The organism is Microbispora catharanthi (genome assembly GCF_006334915.2).
GTDB classification, from domain to species: Bacteria; Actinomycetota; Actinomycetes; order Streptosporangiales; family Streptosporangiaceae; genus Microbispora; species Microbispora catharanthi.
This window is the reverse complement of the sequence record NZ_VDMA02000007.1, coordinates 367,809-384,771: the sequence shown is the minus strand read 5'-3', so window position 1 is coordinate 384,771 and position 16,963 is coordinate 367,809. Positions and strand designations below refer to the sequence as shown.

16 protein-coding genes and 2 pseudogenes are annotated in these 16,963 nt (G+C 70.8%); 11 read left to right on the top strand and 7 right to left on the bottom strand.

The window, feature by feature from the left end:
• A partial coding sequence (locus tag FH610_RS16465) for a helix-turn-helix domain-containing protein (protein ID WP_205825811.1) occupies window positions 1-353 on the bottom strand: 353 nt, incomplete at its 3' end.
• A gap of 777 nt (window positions 354-1,130) precedes the next feature.
• Here FH610_RS16465 and FH610_RS16460 point away from each other — a divergent pair.
• Window positions 1,131-1,370 (top strand): hypothetical protein, encoded by a 240-nt coding sequence (locus FH610_RS16460; RefSeq protein ID WP_139575316.1) that lies wholly within the window; start codon window positions 1,131-1,133, stop codon window positions 1,368-1,370.
• Here the strand turns inward: FH610_RS16460 and FH610_RS16455 are convergent.
• The 3 genes and pseudogenes from FH610_RS16455 to FH610_RS16445 form a co-directional block, all read right to left on the bottom strand.
• Window positions 1,358-2,610, bottom strand: a pseudogene (locus FH610_RS16455) (IS701 family transposase). The gene FH610_RS16460 and the pseudogene FH610_RS16455 overlap by 13 nt on opposite strands.
• A gap of 212 nt (window positions 2,611-2,822) precedes the next feature.
• Window positions 2,823-3,710 (bottom strand): 4Fe-4S domain-containing protein, encoded by an 888-nt coding sequence (locus FH610_RS16450; protein ID WP_139575315.1) that lies wholly within the window; start codon window positions 3,708-3,710, stop codon window positions 2,823-2,825.
• A 481-nt stretch (window positions 3,711-4,191) separates the two neighbouring features.
• Window positions 4,192-5,055 carry a helix-turn-helix transcriptional regulator gene (locus tag FH610_RS16445; RefSeq protein WP_139575314.1) on the bottom strand — a complete coding sequence of 288 codons (864 nt, stop codon included), beginning with the start codon at window positions 5,053-5,055 and terminating at the stop codon, window positions 4,192-4,194.
• 101 nt (window positions 5,056-5,156) lie between these two features.
• On the opposite strand from FH610_RS16445, the gene FH610_RS16440 reads away from it, so the two are divergent.
• The 4 genes and pseudogenes from FH610_RS16440 to FH610_RS16425 all read left to right on the top strand — a co-directional run bounded on the left by FH610_RS16440 (window position 5,157) and on the right by FH610_RS16425 (window position 7,540).
• Complete coding sequence (locus FH610_RS16440) at window positions 5,157-5,918, top strand: SDR family oxidoreductase (protein WP_139575313.1); 762 nt, start codon at window positions 5,157-5,159, stop codon at window positions 5,916-5,918.
• Window positions 5,919-6,144: 226 nt separating this feature from the next.
• A pseudogene (locus tag FH610_RS16435) lies at window positions 6,145-6,517 on the top strand (ISL3 family transposase); the annotation flags it as partial.
• Window positions 6,518-6,534: 17 nt separating this feature from the next.
• Window positions 6,535-6,672: a hypothetical protein gene (locus FH610_RS16430; RefSeq protein ID WP_240809008.1), complete on the top strand. Its 138-nt coding sequence runs from the start codon at window positions 6,535-6,537 to the stop codon at window positions 6,670-6,672.
• Window positions 6,673-6,760: 88 nt separating this feature from the next.
• Window positions 6,761-7,540, top strand: a complete 780-nt coding sequence (locus tag FH610_RS16425; protein ID WP_139575359.1) for a thioesterase family protein — start codon at window positions 6,761-6,763, stop codon at window positions 7,538-7,540.
• 16 nt (window positions 7,541-7,556) lie between these two features.
• Here the strand turns inward: FH610_RS16425 and FH610_RS16420 are convergent, their stop codons facing one another.
• Window positions 7,557-9,293: a PQQ-dependent sugar dehydrogenase gene (locus tag FH610_RS16420; protein WP_139575312.1), complete on the bottom strand. Its 1,737-nt coding sequence runs from the start codon at window positions 9,291-9,293 to the stop codon at window positions 7,557-7,559.
• A 161-nt stretch (window positions 9,294-9,454) separates the two neighbouring features.
• Window positions 9,455-10,531, bottom strand: a complete 1,077-nt coding sequence (locus FH610_RS16415) for a PQQ-dependent sugar dehydrogenase (protein WP_139575311.1) — start codon at window positions 10,529-10,531, stop codon at window positions 9,455-9,457.
• Window positions 10,532-10,849: 318 nt separating this feature from the next.
• Between FH610_RS16415 and FH610_RS16410 the strand changes: the two genes are divergently transcribed.
• Both FH610_RS16410 and gdhA read left to right on the top strand, forming a co-directional pair.
• Window positions 10,850-11,782 carry a GNAT family N-acetyltransferase gene (locus FH610_RS16410; RefSeq protein WP_240809000.1) on the top strand — a complete coding sequence of 311 codons (933 nt, stop codon included), beginning with the start codon at window positions 10,850-10,852 and terminating at the stop codon, window positions 11,780-11,782.
• A gap of 71 nt (window positions 11,783-11,853) precedes the next feature.
• Window positions 11,854-13,197 carry an NADP-specific glutamate dehydrogenase gene (gene gdhA / locus FH610_RS16405; protein WP_139575309.1) on the top strand — a complete coding sequence of 448 codons (1,344 nt, stop codon included), beginning with the start codon at window positions 11,854-11,856 and terminating at the stop codon, window positions 13,195-13,197.
• A 16-nt stretch (window positions 13,198-13,213) separates the two neighbouring features.
• Here gdhA and FH610_RS16400 read toward each other — a convergent pair whose 3' ends face one another.
• Window positions 13,214-14,611 carry an MFS transporter gene (locus tag FH610_RS16400; RefSeq protein ID WP_139575308.1) on the bottom strand — a complete coding sequence of 466 codons (1,398 nt, stop codon included), beginning with the start codon at window positions 14,609-14,611 and terminating at the stop codon, window positions 13,214-13,216.
• A 102-nt stretch (window positions 14,612-14,713) separates the two neighbouring features.
• Between FH610_RS16400 and FH610_RS16395 the strand changes: the two genes are divergently transcribed.
• The 4 genes from FH610_RS16395 (at window position 14,714) to FH610_RS16380 (ending at window position 16,963) form a co-directional block, all read left to right on the top strand.
• Window positions 14,714-15,598: a helix-turn-helix transcriptional regulator gene (locus FH610_RS16395; protein ID WP_139575307.1), complete on the top strand. Its 885-nt coding sequence runs from the start codon at window positions 14,714-14,716 to the stop codon at window positions 15,596-15,598.
• 10 nt (window positions 15,599-15,608) lie between these two features.
• A complete protein-coding gene (locus FH610_RS16390; RefSeq protein ID WP_139575306.1) occupies window positions 15,609-15,980 on the top strand; it encodes a VOC family protein in 372 nt (123 codons plus the stop codon).
• A 34-nt stretch (window positions 15,981-16,014) separates the two neighbouring features.
• Entirely contained in the window at window positions 16,015-16,377 is a 363-nt protein-coding gene (locus tag FH610_RS16385) for a DUF2203 domain-containing protein (RefSeq protein ID WP_139575305.1), read from the top strand.
• A 196-nt stretch (window positions 16,378-16,573) separates the two neighbouring features.
• Window positions 16,574-16,963, top strand: coding sequence for a hypothetical protein (locus tag FH610_RS16380; RefSeq protein WP_139575304.1), 390 nt, complete (start codon window positions 16,574-16,576; stop codon window positions 16,961-16,963).

Here is a 16,963-nt window from a genome sequence, read left to right as displayed (position 1 = left end):
GTGTAGGCCATGTGAAAGCGCCGACCGATCACCGTCTTGATCCGCGCCAGTGTCCAGCGCTGGTCCTCCCAGCCGTGCGCGGTCGGCCCCTTGGCCAGCTCCGCCTCCAGCTGCGCGAACTGCTCCTGGCTCAGCCTCGGCAGCGATGCCGGCCCCTGCGACCGCAGGGCCCGCGGACCGCCCTGCTCCCACCTCTGCCGCCACCGTTGTACCGAGCGGACGTTGACGCGCAGGGCCTTGGCGATGACCGAGCTCGCCTCGCCCTGGGCGAACCGCTCGGCCGCCTTGAGCCGTAACTCCTCGCGGAACTGCTGCCGTTCGGCAGTCAGCCCGCCTCCTTGTGGATATCGCATGCTCCGGTGATACCGCACGGACGACGAGCCATCAGCCCCTACGACACCACGAGTTCAACCTCAGTAGTTGGGCCGTTGAGGTGCTGCGCATGGCGGGCCGGCTACAGAGATTGAACCGCGGCAATCTGTGCAGCTGAGCGGCCTGATTTTGCCTGCGAGAAGCGGCAGCGTTTGTCGGTCAGCACCGCACGCCTACCTCGCCGGGGATCATTCCCTGCGGCGGCGCTTCGCCAAGGACGTCCTGGCGGCCGGGCGGGTGCCGCCGTTCTGCACCGCCCGGATGCTCGGGCACAACCCGGGTCATCGATTTCGGCATCGCCCGCACGGCCGAGGTCACGGCCGGCATCACCGAAGGACTCATGGGCACCCCCACTTACATGGCACCCGAGCTGTTCTCCGGTGGCCGGGCCGAGCCTGGCATCCGACGTGTCCGCCTGGGCAACGGTGGGCCTATTTGCCGCCACCGGCCGCGGCGCCTTCGCTGCGCCCACTCCGGTCACAGTGATCAACCGCCTGCTGACCCATCACCCCGATCTCGGCGCGCTACCTACCAGGCTGCGCGAACTGGTCGTCACCGCCCTGTTTAAGGACCCGGCCGCCACGCCCCTTTGCCCAGCGGCTCCTGCTGGGCCTTCTCGGCGGAACCGGCGCCGGAAGCGCCCTGCTGACCGACGGCGCGCAGGCCGCCGCGGGCGTACGGCCTCCGGACTCCCTGGCAGCGAGACCCGCGCTCGGCGTGGTCGCCGAGCAGGTGTACGCGGCGCTGCCGAGCGCGAGGTGGCACGCGACCTGCTGTTGCGCCTGATAGACGTGCGGGACGGTGAGGAGGTGGCGCGCAGCGCAACCCTCGGCGAGCTCGTCGAGGGGCGGCCTGACGAGGAGGAGGCCCAGCGGGTGCTCGAGGTACTCGATCGGGCGTCGCTGGTCCGCCTGAATGTCGGCACTGTCACCTTGGGCAAGGCCGCGCTGCTTGCGGGGCCTAGTACCCCAGCCGTAGTTCCTGATCATGGCTCGTAAAGAGCTTGCCGCCGGTAGTGGCTGGCCTGGGCGCGGACTTGGTGGCGTCGCCGCCAGCGGGACCAGCGAAGCAGGTGGGTCATGCTGTGGGCGGTCTGGATGAGCACCGGGACGAGCAGACGCCGGATCTCGGCGAGCGTCAGCGGCGCCAGTTCGGGTTCGGCCGGCTGGGCAGCGCGTTCTTGGGCGGGTAACCGCGGCGAGGAGGGCGTGGGCGAGCATGGCCAGGGTGGTCCACCGGTACCAGGATGTCCACCGGCGGACTTGATGCTCGTCCAGACCAGTCAGGCCCTTGCCGGTCTGGAAGGACTCCTCGATGGTCCATCGACGGCCGGCCACCATGACCAGGACCGCCAGCGGAACCGGGCCGGGGCGTAGCAGCGGTAGAAGGCCAGCTCACTGGTGCGCCGGTTGCGGCGGATCAGTAACCAGTGCCGTCCTGGCCCTTCGCGGTCGATCTCGACGACGGCCCAGTCGTAGTAGCGGTGCCCCTTCGCGCCCGTGCCGGCCGACAGCCGCTGCCAGGACGCCTGCGCCACCGAGAAGATCACCTGATCGGCTCGGCAGACCCCGGCGCCGATGGTCACCCTGTGGCTGGAGGCGACCGCGAGCACGTACCCGACCTGGCGGGCTTCCAGCTCCGCTCGCAGGTGCGGGCTTTGGCCGTACACCTCATCACTGGTCACCACCTCGCCTGGACGCCTGCGTCCAGAGCGCGTGCGACCATCCGCGTCGCCAGCTCACCCTTGGTAGCGAACTGGCGATCGGCGGGTACTCCCGCCCTCCGGCACCGCCCGGCATCGTCGGTCCACGCCCGGGGCAGATACAGCTCCCGGTCGATGAACGCGTGACCGGCCGGGGTGGAGTAGGCCAGGAAGACCGCGACCCGGCTGTTCTCGATCCGTCCGGCGGTGCCGGTGTACTGGCGCTGCACCCCGACCGTGCTCATGCCCTTCTTCAGGTCGCCGGTCTCGTCCACCACCAGCACCGCCCTGTCCTGCCCGAGGTGCTCCACCACGTAGCCGCGCAGGTCGTCGCGCACGGCGTCGGCGTCCCATACCGCCCGCGACAGCAGGTGCTGCATCCCGTCCGGCGTACGGTCTCCGGCATATTCGGCCAGCGTCCAGCAGTTCTTACGCGGTAACTCCGACAGCAGCCCGCCCAGCAGAGCCCGGACCCGCCGCCGCGGCTCCACCCGGGAGAACCTGCTGCCGATCCGGCCGGTGAGCTCATCGAACATCGCCTGCCACCGCGAGGCCGCTACGCTACCGCTTGCGGCCACCGCCCGATCTTTGATTGTCAGCACAACACTCGATGATCGCGGTGGCCGTCCCCATCTCCGCCACCAGCCCACGCGCAAGATCGCCATCTACGGCTGGAGTATTAGGTATGGCACGCCGGTGCTTGTCGGCGCGGCTGCCGGCGGCGCACCGCTCGTGGGGAGAGGGCGAGTCACCAGCGCAGCGCGGTGAAGTCGATCGGCCGGGGTGAGAGCCGCCCGGTGCGGCCGGCCAGGGCGTGCATCCGGCGGGCGAACTCGTCGGCAGGCAGTCGCTTGCGGTCGCCGTGGCCGGGCAGCAGCCATTCGAAACGCACCCGCGGTGCCGTACGGGCCAGCGACGCGGCCAGTTCCGTAATGGAGTACCAGGTGACCGACTCGGCGACGGCGATGTCATCGTCGGTGCGGGACCAGTAGAAACTGTCACCGCTGAAGCAGTAGGTCTCGTCGGCGACATACAGCACGCTGCCCTCGGTGTGTCCGGGCAGCGGATGCGCGGTCACGCCGTCGGCGATCCCGATCGGCTCGGTGCCCCGGAGGACGCTGTCGGCGTCCGGCGCGGCGGCCAGGTCTCCCTCGTGGATCCACAGGCGGGCGCCGAACCGGTCGGCGTATTCGCGGCCGTGCGCGGCGTGGTCGCGATGGGTGAGAAGCACATCGGTGATCGGACCGAGGGCGGCGTATTTCGTGGCCAGGGCGGAACTCCAGCGCGGCGTGTCGATCATCATCAGGTTTCCGACAGGCCGGCGCAGCAGGTAGGAATTCGCGCCGGCCGTGTGCCGCGAGTTGTGCCCGCACAGGTGCACGTGCTCGGAAAGGCGGAGGGGGAAAGGGTCGAAGGCCGGGTCCGGTCCGCGCGTGCCGCGCCGGATCGACCGGGTGTGACAGGCGAAAGCCGCGGCGTACAACGCTTGTTCCTCCGCGTCGGTGCGCGGCTGGCGGACGATCGAGGAGCGGCCGTCGACCTCGGCGACCAGTTCCGGTGCGAGCTGCCGGGCGACGTCGCAGTTGGTGCAGCGGCGATCGACATGCCAGACGGCGTCGGCCGAGTGCTCGTTCATGACGTAGTCCCTCCGCGCGGGCTGGTGAAAATCGGCGACCAATTGGATATCACGCGCCTCGTAAGAGAACAAATCAAAGAATGCTATTGACTTTTCCGGGGATGGCCGCTCTCGGATGCCTTTTCTGTGTGCGGTTGACAATTTCGAAAATAGTGCTCTGTTTGTCGTTCGCAGGTAAGGCAATTGTCATGATGTGCTCAAGGAGCCGGCGCGCGCCACTAGTCGATCTTGGTCTTTCCGCTCAGGCTCGCGTAACGGTCCTGGGGCATCGCGCGGAGCGCTGGGCGGTCGGTGAGCTGGATCGACTGGACGACGTGGGCCACTTCGGCGCCGCTGAATCCTCCGCCGGCTGCCGCGCCTGGGCGGCGACGGGAGCCCGCAGGTCTTGACGGCTTCGCTGACGTGCGGGGCTATGGGGCTCTTCACAGTTGAGGGTGTAGATCTGGGCTGGCCGATGAGTGCCGTGCAGACGACAGTCGGTTCATCGGACTGGTTCGGTTCGCATCGCCTGTGTGCCCACGACGGTCAGCAGCGCGAGCTTCTCGGCGGTGTCGGTCCCGGCGCGTGGGGTGAACCAGAGCAACCGCTGGCGGCCGTCCTCGCTGAAGAGGCTGAGGCAGTTGAGGTCGAGCATGCCAACGGTGGGGTGGACGATCCGCTTGCGCTCGTCTCTGCGCACCTCCACGTCCTGGTCGGCCCAAAGCGCCTGGAACTCCGGCGACTGCTGCAGCAACTCGTCCACCAGCTTGGTCGCCTCGGCGTCGCCTGGGCTGCGTCGCCCGACTGCCGCGCGCAGGTCGGCAACGAACGAGCGTGACTGCGGGGCGAGGTCCTCCTGCGGGTAGATCTGCCGCGAGGCCGGGTCGGTGAACCATCGGTAGATGAAGCTCGCCGCGCGGCCGTGGTGCGCGGACAGGTCGCCGAGCAGCGCGATGGCGAGCGGGTTCTGGACCAGAACGGTGTGCAGGTCGGTGCTCACCATCGCCGGGGTCCCGTCGATTCGTGTCAGCAGGTCGAGCATCGCGGGGTGGACGTGTGACGCCGTCCCGCCCTGGTGCGGGATCGGGCGGTTCGCCAACCGGTACAGATGGTCGCGTTCGTCGCGACTGAGGCGCAGGGCGCGGGCGAGCGCGGCGAGCATCTGGTCGGAGGGCTGCGAGCCGGCACCGCGCTCGAGCTCGGTGTAGTACTCCACCGAGGCGCCGGCCAGAACGGCGACCTCGTCGCGACGCAGACCGGGGACGCGGCGCCGCGGGCCGGGCGTGAGCCCGACCTCCTCGGGGCGGATCCGCTCGCGTCGCGAACGCAGGAAGCCACCGAGTTCGGAGTACCTCGTGTTCGACATAGGCACAGCCTCCCTGGGCGGCGCCGTTGGCGCCAGGGGACGGCGTCCCCACCTTTGGAAGCAACTGTTGCGGGCCCGCGCAGCGCCACAGAGTGGACGCCATGAACACCTCACTGACTGACACACTCACTGACTCGGGCGCATCGCCGGTCGCTGGAAAGACGGTCCTGATCACCGGTGGCACGAGCGGGATCGGCGCCGCGACCGCTCGGCTCCTGCTCGTGCGTGGCCACAGGGTCGCCGTCACCGGGCGCGACCCTGGTCGGCTCAAGGCATTCCTCGACGAAGTCGGCCACGCGGACCGCGTCTTGGGCCTGGTAGCAGATGCCTCCGACTGGGACTCCACGAACACGGCGGTCACCAGCACGGTGGAGCGCTTCGGGTCGCTCGACGCGGCAATCGCGAACGCTGGCGGCGCGTCCGCGGATCACTTCCGGACGGGCGGTGCCGGCGTCATCGACGGCGGCGATCCGGAGCTGTGGGCACCGATGGTACTCGCCAACGTGCTCGGACCGGCTCTGCTGGCCAAGGCGACCCTGCCCCACCTCGAGCAGTCCCGCGGCCGGCTGGTGCTCATCGGCAGCGTGGCCGGAATCAAGAACAGCCCCGGCAACCTCTACTCCGCCACGAAGTGGGCAGTGGTCGGCTTCGCCGAGAATCTCCGCCTGCACGCCACGACCCGTGGCATCGGAGTCACGGTCGTGAACCCAGGCATGATCGACACCGCGTTCTGGCACGGCCAGGCTCCCCCCATCGCGATGAGCCCGGATGCGGTGGCCGAGGCGATCGGCTTCGCGCTCGACCAGCCGGCAGGCGTCGACCTCAACACGGTGACGATCCGTCCGATCGGCCAGCCCGTCTGACTCCAGGCGGGCAGGCTCACTGGTGCACCATCCTCGTGTCAGTGATCTTCGATGGATCGCTGATGCACCCGAGGTGCTGCCGGGTCATCCGCCCTGCTCGCTTGACGCGTTGGACGTCCAGCATGAGTTCTGCGGGGCCCGGCAGAGGGGGGCGCGTCGGTGGCCGGGTAAAGGTCGAGGCCTCCCGATGATGAAGGTTCTACACGCCTCATCCAGAAGACCTCGACTGTCCGAACCTACTTTCGCCTGCCCTGACCTGACCACGTTCTGCCGCCTGGACGAACTCGGGCTGGTCGTGACCGGCCAGCGCCTTGACCCTGACCGCGGTACTGGCTTGCAAGGTCGTCGAGCCGGACGACTGGTGCCGCCGCTGCGGCTGCCAAGGCGCACCGCGCGACTCGGTGACCCGACGGCTTGCGCACGAGCCATTCGGTTGGCGACCGACGACGCTGCTGCTCACGATCCGCCGCTACCGCTGCACCGGCTGCGGGCACGTGTGGCGGCAGGACACCAGTCGCGCGGCCGAGCCGAGGGCGAAGCTGTCCCGTCGCGGGTTGCGGTGGGCACTGGAGGCGATCGTGGTGCAGCACCTGACCGTCCCGGGCGGAGCGTGCTGTTGGCGAATCAGGGCGACTACGTGGTGTGGGGCCACGGGGTCGATCACTCCTGGCATGCCGAAGAGGAGTCGGTGGTGCTCACCGTCCGGTGGCCGTCGATTCCGGGGTACGCGGTCTCCGGCACGGCTTCTCCGTAGCGGCCCCGACCGGGTCGGGTCGGCGGGCGGATCCCCGGGCGCACCGGCGCCGGAGGGAGCCGCGAGCCGCCTCCTAGAATCTTGCTCCATGGCGATGTACGTCCCCCTCGGGCAGGGCCGATACCAGGCGACGGAGCACACCCAGGGGCCGTGGGATCCACGGCATCAGCACATGGGACCCGTCACCGCGCTGCTGGTGCACGAGCTCGCCCGCGTTGCCGGTCGTTCCCCAGGCCTTCCTCTGGCCCGGCTGGCGGTGGACGTGTTCGCCCCCGTCCCGGTGGCGGAGGTGGAGGTGCGCACCGAGATGATCAGGGACGGCAGGCGCGTGCAGTGCCTTGGCGCGTCCGTCACCTCCGGCGGGCGTGAGCTGGTCAGGGCGACCGCGTGGCGCGTCAGGGAGGCCGGCAGCCCGGCGAGCGAGGCCGCGCCGCCGCCCGCGCCGGTCCCGCCGCCGGCCCCGGGCGACGCTGAGTCGTGGATCGCGCAGGGCTTCGGGTATGGCAGGGCCACGGACTGGCGGTTCGTCAAGGGCTCCCCGGACGAGGCCGGGCCCGCAGTCGCGTGGGGCAGGGCTCGGGTGTCGCTCGTCGAAGGTGAGCAGATCACGCCGCTGGAACGGCTCGCGATGTTCGCCGACAGCGGCAACGGCATCAGCGGCGTCCTGGACTTCGACGCCTACCTGTTCGCCAACGTGGACCTCACCATCTCTCTGTTCCGCGCCCCGGAGGGGGAGTGGGTCTGCCTGGACGCGGCCACGACGATCGGTCCCCGGGGACGCGGGCTCACCCGCACCACACTGTTCGACCAGTCCGGCGAGGTCGGCACGGCCACGCAGACCCTCTTCGTCGAGCCCCGGACCGCCTGATCTCCCAGCCGGGGCGTCAGGCGGCCGTACAGGTGATGGGCGACGGCACCTCGACAGTGCCGCCAGACCAGCCGACCGCGAAGTCCGTCGTCACCGCCGCGCCCGGCGGCAGCACGCCGTTCCAGGGCTGGTTGGTGACGGTCACCGTGGTTCCCGGCGTGCTGTAGCCGCCGTTCCACATCACGTAGCTCAGACCGTTGGGGACCTTGAAGGTGACCATCCACGAGGAGATGGGCAGGGTCCCCGTGTTCCGCACCGTCAGCTCGCCCCGGGAGGCCGCCGTCCACGTGAGGATGAAACGGATCGTCGCCTCGCACGAGCGTGTACCCGTGGCCGGCGACGGGCTGGGCGACGGTGAGGGGCTGGGCGACGGTGAGGGGCTGGGCGTGGGGGAGGGGCACGGCGAGGCACTGGGCGTCGGCGAGGGGCTGGGCGTCGGCGAGGGGCTGGGCGTCGGCGAGGGGCTGGGCGTCGGCGACGGCGACGGCGACGGTGAAAGGCTGGGCGAAGCTGCGGGGCTGACCGACGGCGAAGGGCTGGGCGATGGTGAGGGGTCAGGTGACGGCGACGGTGAAGGGCCGGGCGAAGGGGAGAGGCATGGCGAGACGCCACCGGACGGCGAGGGCGACGGTGAGGCCGACGGGCCGCCCGACGCTGAGGGCGACGGGCCGGACGGTGGCGAGCCGATGACGGGCGGGATCCGGATGATCCGGTCGTCGCCCGAGACGGGAGTCCCGTTGCCGTCGCGGTTGCTCGTCGCCAGCCAGAGCCAGCCGTCCGGACCGACGGCCACGGTGCGCAGCCGTCCGAACCTTCCCTGGAGCTCGGCCGCCGGGGTGCCCGCCGTGCCGCCGCTGATCGGCACGGTCCACAGCCGCGTCCCGCGCAGGGCCGCGGCGAAGAGCGTCCCGTTGGCGTACGCGAGGCCGCTGGGAGACGCCTCGGCCGGATGCCAGGTCACGATCGGATCGCGCCAGCGTGTGTCGCCGCACACGCCTTCGCAGGCCGGCCAGCCGTAGTTGCCTCCCGGGACGATGGCGTTGAGCTCGTCCCAGGCGTCGCCGCCGAACTCCGTGGCGTACAGCCGGCCGCCCGTGTCCCAGGCGAGGCCCTGGACGTTGCGGTGGCCGTAGCTGTAGACCGGCGAGCCGGAGAACGGGTTGTCCGGAGGGACCGAGCCGTCGGGCCTGATACGCAGGATCTTGCCGCTCAGGGTGCCGTTCTGCGCGTTGGCGGGGTTGCCGGCGTCGCCGGTGGAGACGTACAGCATGCCGTCGGGACCGAACGCGATCCGCCCGCCGTTGTCCGACGGGCCCCGGGGAATGCCGCTGAGGACGACCTGCTGTGTCTGGGGCGAGCTCAGCCGGAACCGGACCACGCGGTTGTCATAAGCGGTGGTGAAGTAGACGTAGACGATCTGGTCCTGTGCGAAGGTGGGGGACACGGCGATGCCGAGCAGGCCGCCGTCGCCTACCGCATATACGTTCTTGACGGTGGTCACCAGTGTGGGCGTGTACCCCGGATACACCCGCCAGATGTTCGCGGTGGCGCGTTCGGTCACGAGGGCGCTGCGGTCCGGCAGGAAGTCCATCCCCCAAGGCGTCAGCAGCCCTGTGACGGCGACCTGTGGTTTGGTGAAGTCGAATCCGGTGGTGGCCGCTCCGGCGGCGACCGGGCGGGTCATGACGACTGCCGCGGCGGCGGTTACGGCGCAGAGGACGGCCGCGAGTGCCGCGGACAGGCGCTTGGGCATCACACGCTCCCGGGAGCGGACGGGGCTACCGGCTCAATCGAAAGCGTCCGCCGCGCCCGAGGCAACGGACCGGTGGAGGCCTGTCCAGCGGCCTGCGCGTTCGTCCGCCGCCGGGGCCCGGGTGAGGAAACTTTCAGACCCCTCGGCGGCGATGGCGAGGGTCAGCGGGCCGCGGGCGGGACGCGGATGATCCGGTCGTCGTCGGCGGCCGGGGTCCCTCTGCCGTCGCGGTTGCTCGTCGCCACCCAGAGCGAGCAGTCGGGTCCGACGGCCACGGTGCGCAGCCGCCCGTACGTCCCCTGGAACTCGGCCACCGGGGTGCCCGCCGTGCCGCCGCTGATCGGCACCGTCCACAGCCGCGTCCCGCGCAGGGCCGCGGCGAAGAGCGTGCCCTTGGCGTACGCGAGGCCGCTGGGAGACGCCTCGGCGGGGCTCCAGGTCACCAGGGGATCGGTGAAGCGCGGGTCGGAGCACACGCCCTCGCAGATCGGCCAGCCGTAGTCGCGGCCGGGGAGGATGCGGTTGAGCTCGTCCCAGGTGTTCTGGCCGAACTCCGTGGCGTACAACCGGCCGCCCTCGTCCCAGGCGAGCCCCTGCACGTTGCGGTGGCCGTAGCTGTAGACCGGCGAGCCGGCGAACGGGTTGTCCACGGGCACAGTGCCGTCGGGCCTGATGCGCAGGATCTTGCCGCCCAGGCTGTTCAGGTTCTGCGCGTTGGCCGAGTTCCCGGCGTCGCCCGTGCCCACATAGAGCCTGCCGTCCGGGCCGAACGCGATCCGCCCGCCGTTGTGGGTCTGGGCGCGGGGGATGCCCGTGAGGATCGGCTGCTGCGTCTGGGGCGAGCTCAGCCGGAACCGGACCACCCGGTTGTCGGAGGCGCTCGTGTAGTACGCGTAGATCCACTGGTCCAGGGCGTAGATCGGGGAGACCGCGATACCGAGCAGGCCCCCTTCACCCCCGGGCGACACGTTCGGGACCGTGGCCACTTTCACGGGCGCGGATCCGGGGCGCACCCGCATGATGTCCGCCGTGTCGCGCTGGGAGACGAGGGCGCTGCCGTCGGGAAGGAAGGCCATCCCCCAGGGCGCCCGCAGTCCCGTCGTGACGACCTGCGGGTGGGCGAAGTCGTACCCGCCGGTGGCGGCGTCCGCGGTGGCCGGCCGGATCGCGACGAGAGTGGCGGCGGCGGTCGCCGCGCTGAGTGCGGTCGCGAGCGCCACGACGAGACGCTTGGGCATGAGAGGCTCCCGGTGCGGGACATGGGATTACGGCTCGTGACCGTACAACTCGCGAACCGTACACCTGCCCAACGAGGGAATCCGCCCGCCGCGCCGGTGTGGCCGTCATGGGAGACGCCCTTGGCCGATCCTCGGTGACCTGCACGTTCGCCCGTTCCCCCGGCCCGCGCGCACCGCCGCACGAGGATGAAGGTCGCCCCGTCCTCCTCGTACGGCTCGCCGAAGACGCGCCTACTGGGCAGCGTCTTGAAGCGGCGGTTCCGCGCCGCCAATTCGGCGGCAAGCGGCCCACAAGTCGCGATGCGTACAAACAGTGGCGTGAACGACTACGACATCCGGCGGCCGACGCCCGCCGACGCGGCGGCCATCCACGAACTGGTCGCCGAGCACGACGTCGAAGTGACCGGCAAGCCCGACTGGACGCTTGACGACATCGCCGACACCCTCGGCGAGCTGGACCTGGAGCACGACAGCTGGGTGGTCCGCTCGGGCGGACGGCTCCTCGGCTGGGGCTACGCCAGGCGCAAGGGAACGAGCGACAACGTGGACGTCGACGTGCAGGCGCGGGAGCCCGGCGCGGCCGCCTTGGTGTGGGACCTGGTGCTCGGCCGGGCCGGCGACCTCGCCCGCGAGGCCGGGCACGACCACGCGGTCGTCGACGTCAGCGTCTACGAGCAGGACACGGTCATGCGCGAGGCAGCCAAGGAGCGCGGCTTCGCGCCCGCGACCAGCTTCCACCGCATGCGGACCGACCACGCCGGCGTACGGCCCCTCTCCCTGCCCGGGGTCACGGTCGAGACCGGCGCACCCGACGGCGAGGAGCTGCTGCGCGTGGCGCACGCCGTCCAGCAGGAGGCGTTCGCCGAGCACTTCGGGTTCGTGCCGAAGAGGTTCGAGGAGTGGGCCGACGAAATGGAGGCGTCCAGCGCGAACGACTGGACGCAGCTGCTGCTGGCCCGCGTCCACGGCGAGCCCGCGGCCATGCTGCTCGGCACCAACCACTTCGTGCCCGACGAGAACTGCGGCTACGTCCGCACGCTGGCGGTGCGGCCCGCCTTCCGCGGGCGCGGTCTTGGCCGGCTGCTGCTCACCCGGGCCTTCGAGGCCGACGAGCGGCGCGGGCGGGCGGGCACGATCCTGCACGTGGACAGCAACAACACCACTCCCGCTCTCGGCCTCTACCGGTCGGTCGGCATGCGCCCGGTGCTCGTCATCGACGTCTGGCGGGCCCTCGTACGTCCCACGCGCTGAGAAGTGGTTGCTCACAACCCGGATGCCTCTACTGTGAAATTGGGAGGAATCAGACATCAAGGGAGTGGTTGATGCTGCACGAGAGGCTCGAGGCCGTCTACGACAACGTCCTGCGCCGCAATCCAGGTGAGATCGAGTTCCACCAGGCCGTACGGGAGGTGCTGGAAAGCATCGGCCCGGTGCTCGGCAAGCACCCCGAGTACGCGGAGCAGAAGATCATCGAGCGGATCTTCGAGCCGGAACGGCAGATCATCTTCCGGGTGCCCTGGGACGACGACCGGGGCGAGGTGCACATCAACCGCGGTTTCCGGGTCGAGTTCAACAGCGCGCTCGGGCCGTACAAGGGCGGGCTGCGCTTCCACCCCTCCGTCTACCTCGGCATCATCAAGTTCCTGGCGGTCGAGCAGATCTTCAAGAACAGCCTGACCGGCCTGCCGATCGGCGCGGGCAAGGGCGGCGCGGACTTCGATCCGAAGGGCCGCTCCGACCGGGAGATCATGCGCTTCTGCCAGAGCTTCATGACCGAGCTCTACCGGCACCTGGGTGAGCACACCGACGTGCCGGCGGGGGACATCGGCGTCGGGGGACGGGAGATCGGCTACCTGTTCGGCCAGTACAAGCGCATCACCAACCGGTACGAGTCCGGCGTCATCACCGGCAAGGGACTGACCTACGGCGGCGCCCAGGTCCGCACCGAGGCCACCGGCTACGGCTGCGCGTTCTTCGTCGAGGAGATGCTCAAGGCGCGGGGCACGTCGTTCGACGGCAAGCGCGTGGTCGTCTCGGGCTCGGGCAACGTCGCCGTCTACGCCATAGAGAAGGTGCGCGAGCTGGGCGGCGTCGTCGTGGCCTGCTCCGACTCCTCCGGCTACGTGGTGGACGAGAAGGGCATCGACCTCGACCTCCTCAAGCAGGTCAAGGAGGTCGAGCGGCGCCGCCTCAGCGACTACGCCGAGCGCCGTGGCGCCGAGGCGACGTACGTCGCCGGGCGCAGCGTGTGGGAGGTGCCCTGCGAGGTGGCGCTGCCGTCGGCCACGCAGAACGAGATCACCGGCAAGGACGCCGAGGCCCTCGTGCGGGGCGGGTGCGTCGCGGTCGGCGAGGGCGCCAACATGCCCACCACGCCCGAGGGCATCCGGGTGCTTCGCGAGGCGGGGGTGGCCTTCGGCCCCGGCAAGGCCGCCAACGCGGGCGGCGTGGCCACCAGCGCCCTTGAGATGCAGCAGAACGCCAGCCGCGACTCGTGGACGTTCGAGTTCTCAGAACGGCGGCTCCAGGAGATCATGAGCGACATCCACGCCCGCTGCCTGGAGACCGCCGACGCGTACGGCATGCCGGGCGACTACGTGGCCGGCGCGAACATCGACGGTTTCAGGAGGGTGGCGGACGCGATGCTCGCCCTCGGCCTCATCTGAGCGCTCATCCGAGCGCTCATCCGGAGTTCCGGCGGGTGCGCAGGAGAGGCAGCGCGCACCCGCCCGCGGCCAGCGAGACCGCGGCCAGCCACAGCGACGTCACCGTGGCGGCGTGCGCCGACGGGGCGAGGCTGAGGAACAGCGTGCCGAAGACGGCCACGCCGACGACCTGGCCGAGCTGGAGCATCATCGCCAGCAGGCCGCTGGCGTCGGCCGCGTCGGCGGGCGCGACCCGGGCCAGCGCCACGGCCATGAGCGGGCTGAACGTGCCCGCCATGCCGGCCCCGATGGCCACGAAGCTGATCTCCAGCAGCGGCTCGCCGTGGCCGCCGCCGGCCAGCGCCGCCGCCAGGGCCAGCTCGCCCGCGGCGGTGACGACGGCGGACACGACGATCATCGGCCGGTGCAGGCGGGCCGGCAGCCGCTTCCAGTTGAGGCTGGTCAGTCCGAAGGCGGCGGCCGCGGGGATGAACAGGCAGCCCGCCCGCAGGGCGCTGTCGCCGAGGTCGCCCTGCAGGTGGAGGGCCATGGCGAACAGCCAGCCGCCGTACGCCGCCATGACGAGGAAGATGCCGGACGCGGCGACGGCCACCCCGGGGGCGCGCAGCAGGCGGCCGGGGACGAGCGGATGCGCCGCACGCCGCTCCACGAGCAGGAACGCGCAGAACGCGAGAACCGACAGGCCCATCGCGACCCACCCCCACAGCGGCCAGTCCTCCTCGTGACCGAGCACGAGCGGCACGACCAGCAGGCAGACCGCGAGCGACAGGGTGACCAGGCCGGGCACGTCGAGCCCCTGCTCACGCCGCACGTGTTCGGCGGGCAGCGTCCGGGCGCCGACGGCCAGCAGCGCGAGCCCGATCGGCACGTTGACCAGGAAGACCGGCCGCCAGGCCGTGCCGAACAGGTCGGCGGTCACCAGCAGCCCGCCGAGCACCTGCCCGACGACCGCGCCGACCGAGATGACCGTGGCGTAGACGCCGAGCGCCCGCCCCCGCGTGGCGCCGTCGAAGGTGATCTGGATCAGGCTGAGCACCTGGGGCACCATCAGGGCGGCTCCCGCGCCCTGCACCAGCCGGAAGGCGATCAGCACGCCGGTCGACGGGGCGAGCCCGCACATCAGCGACGCGGCCGTGAACACGGCGAGCCCGGTGAGGAACAGCCGCCGGTAGCCGAGCAGCCCCCCGAGGCGTGCCCCGGTGATCAGCAGCATCGCGTACGCCACGGTGTAGCCGGAGATGACGAGTTGCAGCCCCGAGCCGGTGGCCCCGAGGTCGGTGCGCATCGTGGGCGCGGCGACGTTGACGATGGTGGCGTCGAGGATGGCCATGAACTGCCCCGCCAGGATGACGGTGAGCAGCACAGCCGACGAGGTCCGCCGCGCGGCCGGCGCGCGGGTGGTGACAGTGGTCATGGCGGCAACGATGCGGCCGCCGTGATACCGGTAACGAGAGCCTGCCGATACTGGTACTGACACCACCTGGCAACGTGGCCGCGCACTCGTCAAGATGGGGAGGTGACGGGGATTCGCACCAGGAACACCAGGCGTGAGGAGCTCGCGGCCTTCCTGCGCAGCAGGCGCGAGCGGATCCGGCCCGAGGACGTCGGCCTGCCGCCCGGCCTGCGCCGCCGTACGCCGGGCCTGCGGCGGGAGGAGGTCGCCCAGCTCGCGGGCGTGGGCGTGACCTGGTACACGTGGCTGGAGCAGGGCCGCCCCATCAACGCGTCGGTGCAGGTGCTCGACGCCATCGCCCGTACGCTGCGGCTGGACGCGGCCGAGCGGGAGCACCTCTACCGGCTGGCGGACCTGCCGGAGATCGCCGATCCGGCGGGCCACGGGGAGGGCCTCGACGCCGAGGTGCACACGATCCTGAGCCAGCTCGACCCGCTGCCCGCGTGTGTCTACAGCGGGCGTTACGACCTGCTCGCCTGGAACGCCGCGTACGGCACGATCTTCGCGTCCGTGGTCGACCGGCCACGGCTCGAGCGCAACGTCCTGTGGCGGGTGTTCACCATGCCGGACTGCTGCTGCCCGCTCGTGAACAAGGACGAGGAACTCCCGCAGATGGTCGCGACGCTGCGGGCGGCCTTCGGCAGGCACGTGGGAGAGCCGGCGTGGACGGGCTTCGTCACCCGGCTGTCGGCGGCCAGCCCGGAGTTCGCCCGGATGTGGGCGATGCACGAGGTGGCCAGGCCGGGCATCCGGATGAAGCTGTTCAAGCACTCGTCGGTGGGCCTGATCCGCCTGACGTCCACCAGCATGGCGCTGGCGGCGCCGCCGGAGACCCGCATCGTGGTCTACACGCCGATGGACGACGAGAGCAGGCAGCGGATCGAATGGCTGGCGGTTCATCCGGAGGTCGTCCACTGCCCGCTGCATGAGGAGGCCGTCCGCGGGTAAAGCCGCGGTCATGGCCTGTCGTATCAGCGAACTCGTCGTCGACTGCCACGACCCCGAGCGGCTCGCCGCCTTCTGGTGCGAGGTGCTGGGTTTCGAGGTGATCGAGAGCAAGGACGGCTGGGTGGAGATCGGCCCGCCGGGCACCGGCTTCGGTGGCCTTCAGCCGACGCTCATCTTCGAGCCGGTGCCCGAGCCCAAGCGAGGCAAGCTGCGCCTGCACATCGACGTCAACCCCACCGACCGCGACCAGGAGGCCGAGCTGGAGCGCCTGCTCAAGCTCGGCGCCGTTCCGGCCGACGTGGGCCAGACCGGTGAGGAGGACTGGCACGTGCTCGCCGACCCGGAGGGCAACGAGTTCTGCCTGCTGCGCCGCCGCCTGTGAGCCTCGCGCGGGCCGATGCGGTAGCGTCCGGAGAGTGGCGAGGATCTTCACGGTCGACGAGGCCAGATCGCTGATGCCGGCGGTGCTGGAGCACGCCCGCGCGTTCGTCGCCGTACGCGCCGACCTGGCCGAGCTCACCCACGACCTGCGGCACGCGGGCGCCTCACCCCTCGGCGGGCTGCCGGAGGCCAAGGGCCTGGAGGCGCGGATGGACGAGATCCTCAGCTGGTTCGACGCCGAGGACATCGAGATCAAGGGCGTCGCCCCGCTGCTCGTCGACTTCCCCGCCGTGCTCGGCGAGGTGTCCGTACGGCTGTGCTGGCTGGAGGGGGAGACCGCCCTCGGCTGGTATCACCGCAGCGACCTCGGCTTCCCCGGTCGCCGCGCCCTGCCCTGACTTCGCGGCCTCTGCCACGCTCTGCTCCGATCTCGGCCGCGCCGATCGCGGTTTCGCCGCAGCCGGCCGGCTTTCCGTCCACGACGTGCTGGGCCCGGCGACGCTCGCGTACCTCGACGCCGGTGACTTCGTGTTCGCGGGGACTGGAGCATGCTCGGGGTTGCACGAGGTTATCCATGCGGATAAATTTATCCGCATGGATAACAACTCGGTGTGGGCTCCCGTGCGGGTGCTCTTCGTCGCGGTCCTCGTCATCTCGATCGCGGCGCTGGGTGTGGCCGCCGTCGTCGGCGGCACCTGGGTGGTGTGGCTGCGCGGGGCGGCCGTGGCCGCGGCGTCCGTCTGGCTCGTCGCCCTGACCGGGCAGGCCGCGCGTGGCAAGAGAGCCGCGTACGTGCGCATCCGCTTCGTCAGCATCGCCGCGCCCATCGGCATCGTGCTCATCCTGCTCGCGCCCGACAGCGGTTATCCGGTGTGGATGAAGGCGGAGCAGGGAGTGGTCGGCGTCCTGGTCGCCGCCGTCGCGCTGATCGTCAACCGGCGTGCGGTGCGTGAGGCGTACCCGAAGGGTGGCAAGCTGAGGTGA